The sequence below is a fragment of the Macrococcus equipercicus genome (genome assembly GCF_024205945.1).
In the GTDB taxonomy this organism is placed as follows: domain Bacteria; phylum Bacillota; class Bacilli; order Staphylococcales; family Staphylococcaceae; genus Macrococcus; species Macrococcus equipercicus.
On sequence record NZ_CP073809.1, the window covers coordinates 493,077 to 508,075 of the forward strand.

Annotated in this window: 15 protein-coding genes; 9 read left to right on the forward strand and 6 right to left on the reverse strand. The window is 44.9% G+C overall.

Annotated elements, in window-relative coordinates; translation table 11 throughout:
• The 4 genes from KFV11_RS02615 to KFV11_RS02630 all read left to right on the forward strand — a co-directional run bounded on the left by KFV11_RS02615 (position 1) and on the right by KFV11_RS02630 (position 5,433).
• Complete coding sequence (locus KFV11_RS02615) at positions 1 to 1,698, forward strand: immune inhibitor A domain-containing protein (protein ID WP_254250291.1); 1,698 nt, start codon at positions 1 to 3, stop codon at positions 1,696 to 1,698.
• 189 nt (positions 1,699 to 1,887) lie between these two features.
• A complete protein-coding gene (locus KFV11_RS02620) occupies positions 1,888 to 4,272 on the forward strand; it encodes an immune inhibitor A domain-containing protein (RefSeq protein ID WP_149457945.1) in 2,385 nt (794 codons plus the stop codon).
• Between the two features lie 172 nt (positions 4,273 to 4,444).
• Positions 4,445 to 4,984, forward strand: coding sequence for a GNAT family N-acetyltransferase (locus KFV11_RS02625; protein WP_254250292.1), 540 nt, complete (start codon positions 4,445 to 4,447; stop codon positions 4,982 to 4,984).
• Entirely contained in the window at positions 4,981 to 5,433 is a 453-nt protein-coding gene (locus KFV11_RS02630) for a 2-thiouracil desulfurase family protein (RefSeq protein WP_254250293.1), read from the forward strand. Before KFV11_RS02625 ends, KFV11_RS02630 begins: the two co-directional genes overlap by 4 nt.
• 28 nt (positions 5,434 to 5,461) lie before the next feature.
• On the opposite strand, the gene KFV11_RS02635 is transcribed toward KFV11_RS02630, so the two are convergent.
• The gene (locus tag KFV11_RS02635; RefSeq protein ID WP_149457948.1) at positions 5,462 to 5,998 is read right to left on the reverse strand and encodes an LOG family protein; all 537 of its coding nucleotides are present in this window, start codon (positions 5,996 to 5,998) and stop codon (positions 5,462 to 5,464) included.
• Positions 5,999 to 6,049: 51 nt separating this feature from the next.
• On the opposite strand from KFV11_RS02635, the gene KFV11_RS02640 reads away from it, so the two are divergent.
• The gene (locus KFV11_RS02640) at positions 6,050 to 6,514 is read left to right on the forward strand and encodes a GNAT family N-acetyltransferase (RefSeq protein WP_254250294.1); all 465 of its coding nucleotides are present in this window, start codon (positions 6,050 to 6,052) and stop codon (positions 6,512 to 6,514) included.
• Here the strand turns inward: KFV11_RS02640 and KFV11_RS02645 are convergent.
• The 4 genes from KFV11_RS02645 to KFV11_RS02660 all read right to left on the reverse strand — a co-directional run bounded on the left by KFV11_RS02645 (position 6,506) and on the right by KFV11_RS02660 (position 9,168).
• Positions 6,506 to 6,958 carry a YaiI/YqxD family protein gene (locus KFV11_RS02645; RefSeq protein WP_342779899.1) on the reverse strand — a complete coding sequence of 151 codons (453 nt, stop codon included), beginning with the start codon at positions 6,956 to 6,958 and terminating at the stop codon, positions 6,506 to 6,508. The genes KFV11_RS02640 and KFV11_RS02645 overlap by 9 nt on opposite strands.
• Positions 6,958 to 7,620 (reverse strand): hypothetical protein, encoded by a 663-nt coding sequence (locus tag KFV11_RS02650; RefSeq protein WP_254250295.1) that lies wholly within the window; start codon positions 7,618 to 7,620, stop codon positions 6,958 to 6,960. Before KFV11_RS02650 ends, KFV11_RS02645 begins: the two co-directional genes overlap by 1 nt.
• A 120-nt stretch (positions 7,621 to 7,740) precedes the next feature.
• Positions 7,741 to 8,163 (reverse strand): MarR family winged helix-turn-helix transcriptional regulator, encoded by a 423-nt coding sequence (locus KFV11_RS02655; RefSeq protein ID WP_254250296.1) that lies wholly within the window; start codon positions 8,161 to 8,163, stop codon positions 7,741 to 7,743.
• A 162-nt stretch (positions 8,164 to 8,325) separates the two neighbouring features.
• Complete coding sequence (locus KFV11_RS02660; protein WP_254250297.1) at positions 8,326 to 9,168, reverse strand: undecaprenyl-diphosphate phosphatase; 843 nt, start codon at positions 9,166 to 9,168, stop codon at positions 8,326 to 8,328.
• A gap of 136 nt (positions 9,169 to 9,304) precedes the next feature.
• Here KFV11_RS02660 and KFV11_RS02665 point away from each other — a divergent pair, with 136 nt between their 5' ends.
• From KFV11_RS02665 to KFV11_RS02675, 3 genes are all read left to right on the forward strand, one after another.
• The gene (locus tag KFV11_RS02665; protein ID WP_254250298.1) at positions 9,305 to 10,897 is read left to right on the forward strand and encodes an ABC transporter ATP-binding protein/permease; all 1,593 of its coding nucleotides are present in this window, start codon (positions 9,305 to 9,307) and stop codon (positions 10,895 to 10,897) included.
• Entirely contained in the window at positions 10,894 to 12,513 is a 1,620-nt protein-coding gene (locus KFV11_RS02670) for an amino acid ABC transporter ATP-binding/permease protein (protein WP_254250299.1), read from the forward strand. The genes KFV11_RS02665 and KFV11_RS02670 overlap by 4 nt, the downstream gene beginning before the upstream one ends.
• 61 nt (positions 12,514 to 12,574) lie before the next feature.
• Positions 12,575 to 13,426: a DegV family protein gene (locus KFV11_RS02675; protein ID WP_149457955.1), complete on the forward strand. Its 852-nt coding sequence runs from the start codon at positions 12,575 to 12,577 to the stop codon at positions 13,424 to 13,426.
• 20 nt (positions 13,427 to 13,446) lie between these two features.
• Here the strand turns inward: KFV11_RS02675 and KFV11_RS02680 are convergent, their stop codons facing one another.
• The gene (locus KFV11_RS02680; protein WP_254250300.1) at positions 13,447 to 13,887 is read right to left on the reverse strand and encodes a MarR family winged helix-turn-helix transcriptional regulator; all 441 of its coding nucleotides are present in this window, start codon (positions 13,885 to 13,887) and stop codon (positions 13,447 to 13,449) included.
• A gap of 197 nt (positions 13,888 to 14,084) precedes the next feature.
• On the opposite strand from KFV11_RS02680, the gene KFV11_RS02685 reads away from it, so the two are divergent.
• Positions 14,085 to 14,984 (forward strand): CobW family GTP-binding protein, encoded by a 900-nt coding sequence (locus tag KFV11_RS02685; RefSeq protein WP_149457957.1) that lies wholly within the window; start codon positions 14,085 to 14,087, stop codon positions 14,982 to 14,984.
• Positions 14,985 to 14,999 lie beyond the last annotated feature (15 nt).

A 14,999-nucleotide genomic window follows, 5' to 3' on the forward strand; every position in this document is an offset into this window, starting at 1 on the left:
ATGAAAAAAATAGTGATAGCTGCCCTGCTGCTCTCTCCTCTGACCGGGAATGCAGCTCATGCTGAGGGAGATTACATGCAGACAAAGGCTGACGGTGACAAAGTAGAGCTGAAAAGCAGTGAAAAACTGAAAGTTAACGAGCCGGTCGTCAATATCCATAAGATGGCGCGGACAAGTTCAGTGCCTGCTTTTAAACCGAGAACATACAAGGGTAAAGTGAGAGAGGAGAATGTTCTCGTTGTACTGATGGATTTCCCGGATAGTCCGCAGTCGACACTGACGAAAGGTGATACGCAGAACTATTATGATAACTACACAAAGGCGTATTACAACACACTGTTCTTCGGCAATACTGATAAAGCACCAGATGGCAGTTATTACAATACACTGAAGACTTACTACGAAAAAGCTTCCGGCAGCAGTCTGCGCATTAAGGGGCAGGTCACCGGCTGGTATCGTGCGAAACATCCACTGAAATATTATGGTGATGCCAACGATAAAAATGTAGGTGAACTGATCATGGAAGCTGCAGTAAAAGCAGCAACAGATCCGAAGGTCAATATGAAGCAATATGACCGTTATGATTATTATGATCTGGATAAAGACGGCAATATTTATGAGCCTGATGGTATTATCGATAAAATGGTAGTTATATTCAGCGGTGTGGGTGAAAGTGAAGGCGGAGGCAGACTTGGAAGCCGCTCTATATGGGAACACGTCAGTGAAGTCCCGTTCACAAGTCCGGGCCATCCACAGACTATTACCGGTACAACGAGCAACTACTCAAAATTCTATAAAAAACGTCTGGCAGTTGCTGAATACGGGATAATGGCTGAAGACAGCACTGTAGGAACGCTTGCTCATGAGTTTGGACATATGCTCGGGCTGATTGATGAATATGATGTTTCTTCAAGTGCCGTGGAACACGGCGGCGAACCGGTACGTTACTGGTCATTGATGAGTTACGGTGCAGATGCCGGTAAAATTCACGGAACGATGCCGGTCAGTCTGAGCCCTCTGGCAAAATCTGACCTGCAGCAGCTGTATGGTGGTAACTGGACGCTCGGCAGTGAGATCAATTACGGGACAATCACTGCAAAGGGCAAGGAATTCCTGCTGGATCAGGCCGGCATTAAAGGCTCAAATAATGATGTAGTCAAAGTGAACCTGCCGCCTATAAAAAAAATACAGGCCGGCAAAGTCATGCGCTATAATCAGTATTATCTGCTGGAGTGGCGCAGTCATAACGGACTCGATAAAGGACTTAGTTATATATACGATCCGTTCGGCAAAAACCGCTATGGCAAAGGGCTGGTCATCTGGTATGTCAATGAATCCTATAGGGATAACGGCGATATCATTAAACATCCCGGAAAAAGTCTGCTCGGCGTTGTCGATGCCAATCCTCAGTCGATAAGAAGTAAAGATGGCTACAGCCCTGTGACAGATACCCAAATATATGACGCCGCATTTAACACACGGAATTATGGAAACTATAATTCAAATCCAAATTACTTCTTCAAAAAACCAACGACAGCTCCGAAACCATTGTTCAGTGACAGCAACTACACACAGACCGCTTTAAACCACTTAACATTGCGTGAAGCAGGGAGAGTCCTACCGCAGCTCGGCCTGAAAATTAAAGTGGTCGATCAGAATAGCGATGGCACTGTAGCAAAAATCAAAATATATAAATAAGCCGGCAGCCATTAATGCACATTATCTTTTATGATAATGTGCATATTTCTAATGAATAAATATACCGTTTTAATCATTTTTGTAACACAATATTAATATCAGAAAATTCAAATAGTTATTTACATTCTTCCATTTTCTATACATAATGGGATTAAGTAAGCTAAACACTATCAAAACGGGGGAAAATCAATGAAGAAAAAAGCAGTAGTGTCATCGTTACTGGCATTGAGTCTAGGGGTATCGGGTCTAGGATTGACGAGCGGCGCAGCTTATGCTGACGAAGCGCTGAAAGTGAAGTCTGCTGATGCATTTACAGGGGAAAGCTTTGACCGCGTCATCGCTAATGAAGAGCGGCTGATTAAGATGCTGAAAGATGAAGGAATCATCAGCAAAAATGCAACCCGTGCCGAAGCAGAAAAGGCAGTCTCTGATTATTTGAACAGCAAACAGGAGACAACAGATAGAAAAGTAAAGAATGAAGGCAAATTCGTTAAGAAATATAAAAAAGTCGATGCTAAAAATGGCAAGGGCAAACTAAACAAATATACAAAAGGCCAGGGCAAGAAAAAAGGTCATGCCGGCAACTTGAAACCTGTTGTTGAAGAAAACTACACAGGAGAAAAACGCACGGACAAAGTGCTGATTCTCGCGATTGATTTCCCGGATTATCAGAACTCAACCATTACAAAAGAAGAGACGGATATGTTCTATGAGGATTATCCGGTGAGTCACTTCCAGGACATGGTGTTCGGACAAAACGGCTATAAAGGGCCGAACGGCGAGAACTTGATCAGCATGAAGCAGTTCTACCAGAATCAGTCAGGCGGCAGCTATGATATTGACGGTCAAGTGCATGGCTGGTACAAAGCCAAATACCCTGCAAAATACTACGGCGGTCATGCCGGTTCGAGTAAAGATGTTAACGCCAGAGCGCTCGTCAAAGAAGCACTGGAGCAGGCTGCCAAAGACCCGAGTCTTAACCTGGCAGACTACGACCAGTGGGATCGCTACGACCTTGATGGTGACGGCGTGCTGCACGAAAAAGATGGTATCGTTGACCACGTGATGATTATCCATGCCTCTCCAGGTGAAGAAGCAGGCGGCGGTAAATTAGGACCAGATGCTATCTGGTCTCACAGATGGAGCCTGGACTTCACGAATACAGGTGAGCCTTATACAATCCCGGGCACGAACTCCGGCCAGAAGCAGTTCGGCGGTAAACTGGCAGTCATCGACTACACAATCCAGCCTGAAGATGGAGCGGCCGGTGTCTTCTCCCATGAATATGGTCATGACCTAGGACTACCTGATGAATACGATACAATCTACTCAGGGAAAGGTGAGCCTGTATCTTACTGGTCTATTATGTCAAGCGGCAGCTGGGCAGGTAAAATCCCGGGGACAGAGCCGTCTGGATTCGATGCTTACATGAAAGAGCAGCTGCAGGAAATGCACGGTGGTAACTGGCAGACGGGCACTGAAATCGATGCCGCTGATGTCACTGCTGCACCGCAGGAATTCCTGCTGGACGAAGCAGCAACTAAAGGAACAAACAATGATGCAGTCCGTATCAATCTTCCAGACAAAGTCACTCAAGTATTGAAACCGGCTGAAGGAGAAAAAGCTTACTTCAGTGGTGCCGGCGATGATTTAACGAACACAGCGACAGCATCAGTTGATTTAACAGGAAAAACAACAGCTGACCTGACATTTAAAGCATGGTATAACATTGAAAAAGGCTATGACTATGCATATGTTCAAGCATCAACAGATGGTAAAAACTGGACAAATATCGCAGGTAACATTACTAATAATGATGATTCTGAAGGTACAGGGGCTAACACCGGCAATGGTATTGACGGCGAGAGCAACGGCTGGGTCGACGCTAAGTTCAACCTTGATGCCTTTGCAGGTAAAAAAGTACAGTTACGTTACCTTTATGTAACTGACGGTGGTTATACAGCACCTGGATTTTATGCTGATGATATTAAAGTGACAGCAGACGGTGCTACTGTATTTGCTGATAATGCTGAAGGAGCATCAAAACTTGAACTGAATGGTTTCTCAGTAAGCGATGGTAAGACGTATGCCAAAAACTACTACTTGCTGCAATGGAGAAGCCATAATAAAGTAGACCAAGGACTGGCACATATTTTAAGAAACGGGTCATTAATGAGCTTCAATACTGGCCTGAACGTTTACTATGTTGACAATAGCTACACAGACAACCATGTAGGTAAGCACCCAGGTTACGGCTTCATCGGAATCGTTGATGCGGACCAGAATGCAGTGAAGTGGGAAGGCACAGTACCTTCAGTCGCTTTTACACAGTATCAAGTACGCGATGCAGCATTCAGTCTGACACCACAGGATCCAGTCAGCCTGAAACTTGCCGACGGTTCAACGTTAGTCGACAAAAATCTGCAGTCTAATCCATTGTTCGACGACTCAAAAGATTACTCAGACCCGGCACAGCCTCATGCGGGCAGAGTATTGCCTCATACAGGGCTTAAAGTACAGGTCGTAAGCGAATCTAAAGATAAATCGACAGGTAAAATAGTCATCTACAAGTAATATGAGCATTCCACACCTTGAAATTCCTGCGGACGAAACGAAGTTAACTTCGTTTCGTCCGTATGAGTTCAAGGTGTTTTTTTGTGAGAACAGCTGCATTCATAAGAAAACTGACGAGAAAACGCTTATACCGAGTGTCTTTTTGCTATAATAGTAAAAAAGGGGTGGGTAGATGATTTATTTGGAGACTGACCGATTACAGCTGCGGGATTTCGTGCCGGAAGATCTGCAGCCATTCAAAGAGATGAATGTGGATCCTGATGTCCGTCAATATTTTCCGGACATTATGAGTTTTAAACGCTCGGAAATGGCATTCCGGCATATGCAGCAGGAGATTGATGCCACAGGTCTCGGCTTATATGCCGTAGAAGAGAAGAAGAGCAGGGAATTCATCGGCTTCATCGGTGTCCAGTATATGGAAGCGACACCGATGTATTCACTTGATATTATGCCGTGCTACGAAATTGGCTGGCGTCTCATTAAATCAGCATGGGGAAAAGGCTACGCGACAGAAGGGGCACGGGCCGTGCTCGACTATGTCCGGCCGCGAATTGACCTGCCGATCTATAGTTTTACAAGCATTGATAATAAGCGGAGCATGAAAGTGATGGAGAAGTTAGGGTTGAAGCAAGTGACGACATTCAAGCACCCGCTAGTCGATCCACGACATCCGATGAGTCTCCAGGTGCTCTATAAGGATGTGGCACAATGATTTTAGTCAGCAGCTGTCTGATCGGCGAAGAAGTCAGATATGATGGCAGGCACCAATTGAATAGCAGCTTAAAGACACTCGTTGATGACGGGAAAGCCATCGCTGCTTGTCCTGAACTCATGGGGGGGTTGCTAGTGCCGCGTACACCTGCTGAGATTATCGGGGGTGCAGGAGAAGATGTCTGGCAGGGGACAGCACAAGTGATGACACGCGATGGTCGAGATGTCACTGCTGACTACAAGGCAGGTGCTGAACGCTTTCTTGAACTGTGTCTGAAGCACGATATCACAACAGTCATCTTAAAAGAAAACAGTCCAAGCTGCGGATTCCAGGCGATATACGACGGCACGTTCTCAGGCGAAAAAATTGCGGGGGAGGGCGTGACAACTGCCCTGCTGCTTGCTAACGGCATCAAAATTTACAGTGAGAAAAATTTCATCAACAAATAAAGCGGTATGACGATTAAGTCATACCGCTTTATTGCTGTGTCAAATGATCGAGAAGTCGAACCGGATCATCGTCAAACACGGCGATGTCCAGCTGCGGTGTATCAATAAATCCCTGCTGATTCATATGACGGAGCATGTTCTGCAGCGGCTCATAAAAGGCATGGGTATTCAGCACGCCGACCGGCTTATGATGAAGGCCGATCTGTGCCCACGTGAATATTTCGAAAAATTCTTCTAAAGTTCCGGCACCGCCCGGCATCATAATAAACCCTTCAGCGAGGTCAGCCATCATTTTCTTGCGTTCATGCATCGTCTCTACAATATGCAGCTCAGTAATGCCGGTATGAGCGATTTCTCTAGAATGCAGGAAGCTCGGTATAATACCGATGGCGCTGCCGCCATGAGTCATAACGCTGTCTGCGATCGCACCCATCAATCCTACTTTGCCGCCGCCGTAGACTAAAGTGATATCTCTTGCAGCAAGCTGTGCCCCGAGACGTCTCGCATGTTCCTCGTAAATGGGGGCTCCGGTGCGGGATCCGCAGAATACAGCGACTGTTTTCATATTAACTCTCCTTTATATGATATGATAAGATTATTGAAACGAGGTGTTACAATGCTCAGAATTATGCAGGTCGACCCTTCGATGGAAATTTCATTCCGTCATTATCAGCTGTCGTTAAAGCAGATGTTCTTTGCGGGTCATCCGGCCTATATTATTAACCGTAAGCGTTCCAACTACTTTCCTTTCGTCATTTTGAAGGACGACGAAATTATCGGCGCGTTCGCTCTTGAACGTGGTGCCATACTCTCAGTCATGGATGCACCGAAAACTGCTATCTATCTCCGAGGCCTGTCTTTAGACAGCCGTCATCAGGGGAAAGGTTACTTCAGAAAAGTGCTGCAGGAATTAGAACGCTATATTAAGGAACAGGATCCTGATATTACTGACCTTTATTTAATGGTCAACGTCAACAACGACAACGGCTACTATGCCTTCATCAAATCAGGGTTTATCGACCGGCAGAAAACAGTGAAGCAAAGTCTGGTCACTCTTAAAGTACTGTCAAAATCATTGTGATGTCTCGATCAGTGCCAGCAAAGCTTTTTTGAACTGTTTCTTATGTTGGGCCGTGAATTTAGCAGGGCCTTTTGTACGTATTCCTGCCTGACGCAGCTGGCTGGACTGGTGTCGCATCATCAGCAGCTGGTCGATGTTATCATGAGTATAGGCGCTGCCGTTATGGTGCATGACAATGATGTTTTTGTTCAGCAGCAGACTTGCCAGCCCGTAATCCTGTGTGACAACCAGGTCACCTGGCCGGGACAACTGAACAATTTTATAGTCGGCACTGTCAGCACCGTCATCGACATATTGAATAGTGACAAAATCTGGATAGGTATGATGAGAAAAATGATTGAAGTTTCTGACGAGCAGAACTTCAATCATTTTTTGCTGTGCTGTATCGATTACTTCATTGATGACAGGTGAAGCATCAGCATCGATGATAATGCGCTTGATCATTAATACTTGCCGAGTCTTCTGAGATGTTCAGCCATTTCAAGCCGGTGCCGGTTAAATAAAGGCGCATTGGCTGTATTGTCCTCATATTCATGAGCGAGTACACGATTCTCTATGTAGTCATTGACATCGTGGAAAGCATCATGTTCTGTCTGCTGTTTTGCGATCTGCTGATGCAGGAACTGTGTGGCCTGCTTATGGGCCGCAGGAATTTGCTGCTCGCGCTTATCTGCAGCTTTCAGTGCTTTTTTCATTTCTTTTTGGCGCTGTTTCAGTGCTTTCTCTTCCTGAGCATGACGTCTCTCGACTTCTTTTGACAATGTCTGAATCATTTTTTGGTCCTCGTGTTCTTTCTTCTTCTCTGCATGGTCATGCTGGTAGGCGGCTGTTTTATGCTGCAGCTGGTGAGTGGTATGAGAGATAAATTCAGCTGTTCTGACTGTCTTATCTTTAGCGCTGCCTGCTTTATAGGACAGCTTACGGCCGGTCGCAGTTGTTTTGTCGATAGTCATGGCAGCGAGATCTTTAGTCGTTGATAATGTGTGCATCGTTCTGTTGCGCATTCTGATATAGTCCTTGTTATGCGTCAGACGATGACGTTCGGTAATTAATGGTACAAGAACAATAGCACCGACATTGACTGCCGTCTTGATTTTCTGGTTCATGGTAACCTCTCCTTAGTGATGACTGAATAGTTAATTGTACCCTCATTATATATACTATAAACGAGACCGAAAAGCCCCGAAAGACTGTCTGATTTTGTTTCATGGAGAAGAGCTTTACTGCTAGTAATACCGCATGTTGTTGACTATCTTCCGGGAAATGTGCATAAGCGATGCAAATTCACGGGGCGTCAAGTTAGCGACAGCGAGCATTTCTTCAGGCACATGATTCAACTGCTCAATTAAATGACGGCCTTCCGCTGTCAGAAGCACATGAACAATTCTTTCATCTTCTTGTGCACGGGCACGTTCAATCAGACCGCGCAGTTCCATTTTTTTGATGATCGGGGTAATGGTCCCGGATTGAAATGCCAGTTTTTCGCCGAGTCTGAGGACTGGAAGAGGGCCTGATTCAAGCAGTACCATAAGTACAAGATAATGCTGATAGCTAATATTATAAGGTTTTAATTTATTTCTGTTATAATGTTTAATCACTTCACGTTGAACGAGATACATCTTATAGGCGACGCTGGTTTCTATTGTCATGAGCACTCCTTTATGTATTTATGCATTTTAAATAATATTTTAATGATACCATGCAGAAGTATGAATATAAAGTTATATCTGAGTAACTATGTCATCATTCAATTTTCACCAGCTACAATCAATGTAAAAAAGTGTAAAGGAAATTCCTTTACACTTTTTTTGTTATATATGTCTGCCGATTCCGAAGCCAAAATACAGGACAGCGATAATAGCGACGAGCACAAGTCGGTAAATCGCGAAAGGTATCAACTTAACCCGGCTGATCAGTTCAAGGAATAATTTAATGGACAATAAGCCGAATACAAAGGCAGCGATAAAGCCGACTATATAAAACCATAAAGTATCATGGGTAATATAGTGATAATTGCTCAGCAGGCTTTTCGCGCTCGCTGCTGCCATAATCGGTACAGCCATAATAAACGTGAAATCAGACGCTCCTTTATGAGACATTTTAGTCAGCACGCCCGTTGAAATAGTGGAGCCTGAGCGGGAGAAGCCCGGCCATAAAGCAAGTACTTGCGTCAGACCGATAATCAGAGCCTGCTTGTGCGTAATGCTGTCGACGCTGATTGGATGTTTGACGTTTTTGGCATATAGATCAGCGGCAATCATTAATAGGGCACCGAGTGCAAGGCCGACCAGTACAGTAGGGACAGAGAATAAATACTCGTCGATAAAGTCGTTGAACAGCAGTCCTGCGATACCTGCCGGTAACAGTCCGATAAAAACATGAGATAATTTAAGCCGATGAGCAGTTTTCTGGTTTTTAACGCTCAGCATGTCGACAAAGCGGTGTCTGAATATCCATGCTGCTGCGAAAATTGACCCGAGCTGAATGACTACTTTGAATGTGTTGGCTGATTCTTTTGAGCCTAACACTGCTTGTGAGTGCAGCCACATGTCATCCACTAAGATTTGATGACCAGTTGAAGAGATAGGAGCGAACTCTGTGAGCCCTTCTACAATGCCTAGAATAAACGCTTTTACTAGTTCAAACAGTTCCATTATGTTACCACCTTATATGAAATAAAATACTTCCAAAAGTATAGCATATGTACTTAAAATTCTCTTGCCTAATCATCAAACATATTCCTTTAGTTTTCAGCGAAATACTATATAATACTAGTTAGGATGTGATAATGTGAAATACTTAACAAAGTTATCAGGGTGCTATTTTTACTTCCATATACTGATGGTTGTCTCGGCTGTACTGCTTGCAGGCATCATCATCATGCAGAGTGTACAGATCGGTAAAATCATCGATAGCGTACTGTTGAATCATCATATAAATTTCGGCTTCGTTATAGCGACCGTACTGCTTATATTAATCGTGCGGAGTGTGCTGCAGACATTGCTGAAGAGCATCGGTGCCATGCTCAGCCGAAAAGTGAAGTCACTGCTTCGCCGTCAGCTGCTGAGCGACAGACGGGACACTGCTGAAACACTTAATTTATCGACAGAAGGTATTGAAGGTATCGACAGCTTCTACAGTGACTATTTACCGCAAGTGTACCGGTCAACTTTCATTCCGCTGCTGATCATTGTTTTTTTGCTGTTCTTTCATCGTAACGCAGCATTTATCATGCTTATCACTGCACCATTTATCCCTATTTTCTATATTATCATCGGAATCAACACGTCAAAAAAAGCGGCTGAACAGATGACTGTGCTGAATCAGTTCTCCGCTTATTTTCTTGATGCAGTCCGCGGTATCGTGACGATTAAGCTGTTCAGTCATGAAGATAAAGTGAAACAGGCTATTGGTGACAAGTCACAGCAGTTCAAAGATAAAACGATGGTCATCTTAAAAACAGCGTTTCTTTCTACGTTGATGCTGGAATTCATTGCGATGCTGTCAATTGGTATTATCGCCCTTGAAATCGGAATCGGGCTCATTGTCCTGAATAAAATTTCTTTCTATACGGCGGTCGTCACGCTGATGCTCGCACCTGAATTTTATAATGCGCTGAAAGATCTCGGGATGGCTTTTCATACAGGCAAGCAGTCAGAAGGCTATGCAGAGCTGCTCGATTATAAGCCGGCTGAAAAAATAGTGAGGCAGTATGAACGTGTGCCGACAATTAACGCTGACTTCTCTGTGGACTACGGTCATTTCAAGCTAATAGTGGATGATGCCTTCTCTTTAAGAGAAACAGTCATCTGTGGTCCGAGCGGCGCCGGGAAGTCCACATTTGCCAAAGTGATTGCAGGCGTCATTGAGAGCGGTCATGGGGCAGTGGAAATTCCTGAAGCTTTTCATCACGACATCGCCTATATGGCCCAGCAGCCGTTTGTCATGAGTGACACAATTATGAACAACATTACAATGTTCAATGACCATTCATTAGAAGAAATAGTGGCAGTCGCCAAATCAGTGAATATGCATGACCGTATTATGGCCTTTAAAGAAGGCTATGATACATTGATTGGTGCAGGCGGCGAACAGCTGTCAGGCGGTGAGACGCATCGGCTGATGTTGATGCGTATGTTATTAAATCCAGCGAAGCTCATTATTTTTGATGAGCCGACAGCAATGCTTGACCATGACACTGAGCAGCTGATCAAAGCAGCGATTGCACAGCTGAAAGAGACTGCTGTCGTCTGGACAGTCGCTCACCAGGTGGAGACGATCAGGCAGGCACCGTATTTAATGATCTTTAACAAGGGGATAGTCGTGCAGGGGACGCACAGCGCGATGAAACAGGAGCCATTTTATAAGGCGGTGATGAAATGAAAATAATCAACAAAGACACGAAGAAAGCGCTCATGATAGCGATTATTATCGGGACGCTCGGTGGACTGACCGCTATCGGCATGTTCAGCTTAAGCGGTCTCATGCTTTCCAGAAGTGCCTTTAAAGTGCCGCTCTATACATTGATGGTGCTCGTTGCGACAATCAAGCTGTTCGGTGTGCTGCGCGCATTTGCCCGTTATTTCGAACGGCTCGTCAGCCATGAAGCGACGTTTACAATGCTGAAGGACATTCGCGTTGAGACGTTTGAACGGCTTGTCAGCGATTTCGTCAATCTGCATGCGAAGTGGCAGCTGTCGACTTTGCTTGAACGCACAGTCAACGATATAGAAAAACTGCAGAATATACTGCTGAGAGTCATCTATCCGCCTGTCGTCGCACTGCTGACGACAATCATTGTATGTATCATCTACGCGTTTTATAGTATCGCAGCCGTGCTCGTCATCATAGCCGCTATGGGGATTATACTCGGTGTGCTGCCGTTTATTTTCAGCCGCTATATGGCGCGCCTGACCACTGAGTCAGAAGCGGCCCGTTCAGCGTTCATGAAGCGGCTGGCCGATTATCAGCTGGGTCGTGAAGATATTGATGTGTTCGATCAGACAGGCCGTTATTTGACGCTGCTCGAGGAAAATCAGCTGCATTATGAGCGGTCAGTCGTCAAGGAAAAACGGGCGGTCGTCTTCTATGACTTTCTGCTGAACAGTATGAGTATGCTTGCGATATGGGGTGTCCTTTATGTCATGGCCGGAAATACAAATACAATGATGTATGCAAGTGTCGTCATGGTGACGATCACATTGTTTGAACTGGCGATTCCGATGACCAACTTTCCGTTCTATCATCAGGAAACTAAGCGGGCGCTGATGAATGTCAGCTCATTAGCTGAGCACGAGCCGCACGCAGGACTGGTGCCGACTGAATTGCTGCCGCTGGAACTGGATCATCTATCATTTACTTATGCCGGTCAGCAGCGGCCGACGTTAAAAGATATTTCGCTGAAAGTGACTGCCGGGCAGAAAGTCGGTATCATCGGCAGCAGTGGTTCCGGCAAAACTACATTACTGCATCTTTTGGCCGGGTTATATGAAAGTGATATGACAGCAGCAAGCGTGCCACTCAGTCAGCTTGACCGTGAAGCTTATTTCAAGCAGCTGAATGTCATGCAGCAGCATAACCATTTCTTTCAAGGGACCGTGCAGGAGAACTTATTCAGCGCTGATCAAGATAAAGTGAACACTTATTTAAAAATGCTCAATCTTTCTTTTACAGCAGACAGTGAACTCAATGAATTCGGGGCACAGCTGTCAGGCGGAGAACGACGACGCCTGCATTTTATTAGAATGCTGCTGAGAGAGAGCAGACTCTGGCTGCTCGATGAACCATTCAATGGCGTAGATGTACTCAACAGAAGTATAATGCTTAACAAGCTGCTGACACTCGATGCCACTGTTATACTGATCAGTCATGATATTGATGTGCTGAAAGACTTTGATATCATCTATGTGATGGAGGAAGGCCGCTTGACCGCGAAAGGCTCCTATCATCAGCTGCATAGTACTGGTCGATTCAAGACGGCTGAACAGCACATGCTATAGAAATAGTATTATTCATCACAAATAAAATATGATATGATAAAAAAAATAATGGGGGTAGAAAATGACTAAACTAGCATGGTTAGTTGACACGGCGGCAGGTTTCACAGAAGAAGAGACAGCACAGTATCCTCTCTTTGTCGTGCCGATGGGTGTCATTATCAATGGTACACATTACGTCGACCAGCAGGAGCTGTCGACTGAGCGGTTTTATGAACTGCTGAATGAATACGGCGAAGGTGCAAAGACATCACAACCTAATTTCCAGTCGATGCTTGAAGCCTATGAAGCGATTAAACAGGAGGGCTATGATGCGGTCATTGCAGTGCATCCATCAAGTGAACTGACAGGTTCCTACCAGAATTCAGTCGCTGCAAGCAAGGAAGTTGATATTCAGTCAGCTGTCATAGATTCAAAGATTGGCGCTTATCCATACAAAAAGATGGTGCTGGAAGGAATGAAAGCGGCAGAAGACGGCCGGTCCTTCGACGACGTTGTCCAGCTGGTTGAATCATTTCCACCGAAGGCCCAGCTGCTGCTGCAGCCAAAAAACCTGCATCAGCTGAAAAGAAGTGGACGTGTGACTGCATCTCAAAGTTTCCTGGCAGGGCTGCTCAATATACAGCTGATTCTGCATTTTGAAGAAGGGAAAGTAGCGCCATTCGAAAAAATGCGCACTAAAAAGAAAGTGTTTGAACGCTTGATTGCTATTGCGAGCGAAAATATTGAGAATCACCAGCTGACAGAAATTGCTGTTATGAATGCCGGGGACCTGGAACAGGCGAAGAAGTATGTAGAAGCGTTACAAGCCCTTCATCCTGAGCTGCTCATTCATGAAGAGCGGCTTGTTCCTGTGGCGGGAGTCCATACAGGTTACGGCACAGTCGGTATCGGCTGGCTCGACACAAAAAATTAAACCCGGGCTTATGCCAGGGTTTAATTTTTTGTGTTTGAAATATTGTGGATCAGCTTGTCCAGCAGCTCTTTAAGTGTGGAGAACTCTGAATCTGTCAGGTCAGCTGCTTCTTGGATGACTTCTGTACAGTCTTCCAGTTCAGGCTGTATCATCTGACTTTTATCCGTCAGATGGATGAACACTTCCCGCTGGTCAAGCTCAGAGCGTTCACGCTTGATTAAATCATTGGATTCCATTCTCTTCAGCAGAGGAGAGACAGTACCTGTATCAAGAGCCAGTTCATTGACCAGCGTCTTCACGTTGACCGGTGATGTTTCCCATAGAATAGACAGCACAAGGTACTGCGGATAAGTGAGATGATGTTTCTTGAAAATTTTATTCGAAAAATAACGGTTCATCTGCCGCTGTGCATTATATAGACTGAAACAAAGCTGTTTATCAAGCTTTAGATTGTTGGTCATATGGTTCCTCCGATAATAATTATATATGAAATTATATAAAAAATGATAATGATGGAAATTTTTTACGAAATTATACTGTGCAAAACATGTCACTTATTTAACATATTATAATAAGGTAGACATTTCAAGTAATATCATTTATAAAAGTGAAGCATTTTATGTGCAAGAAAATTCAGCGAATAAAAGTGGGGATTGAGATGAAAAAAATACAGCTTTATATTATTAGTGGATTTCTCGGGAGTGGTAAGACAACATTACTCGTTCAATTGATCAAGCAGTGGCAGGATCAGAAAGTAGCGATTCTTATGAATGAATACGGTGGATTCAACGTCGATTCCAAAATACTGGGCGACGCTGTGCCGTCGCATGAACTGCTGAACGGCTGCATCTGCTGCGATTTAAAGAGCGACGTTGAAGTGCAGCTTCATGACATGAAACATCGGTATCAACCGGATATTATTATCATTGAAGCGACAGGCGTAGCGCATCCTGTGGAAATATATGATGCCTGTTCGGCGCCGTCGCTGACAGAGATACTTGACATCCAGGCAGTTGTGACACTTGTAGACGGTCCCAGGTTCCTTGACCGCGGCAAGTTGAGTGTAATGACAAAACGGCTGATGGAGGAGCAGGTGCAGTACGCCCATATTGTGCTGCTGAATAAGTGTGACCTGCTGGATGAACAAGAAGTCGGCCGGCTGCAAAGTGACATCACGGCCATCAATCAACGGGCTGAGTTGATAATGACTACTTACTCACAAGTGGACGCTGTTCAGCTTGCAGCATCGGGAGCAGCTTTTGAGGCAGGTCCACACAGCCATCACGGTATTCAGTCACTGGTCTACACTTTCACAGGGCCGGTCAACAGCAGAAGGTTCGTTGACTGGCTTAGAAGCATGCCATCTTCTATACTAAGAGTGAAAGGATTTATTAAATTTCAGGAGAATCCAGAACAGGTCGTTCTCTTCCAGTATGCTTACGGCATTCCTCAATATGAACCTGAAGCGATGAATCTGCCGCTCAAGCTCGTGATTATTGGAGAGGCACTGGATAAGAGTCGTCTGCTGGACCAGCTGGATCAGCTGCAGTTCGGTTGAAAAAATATAACAATG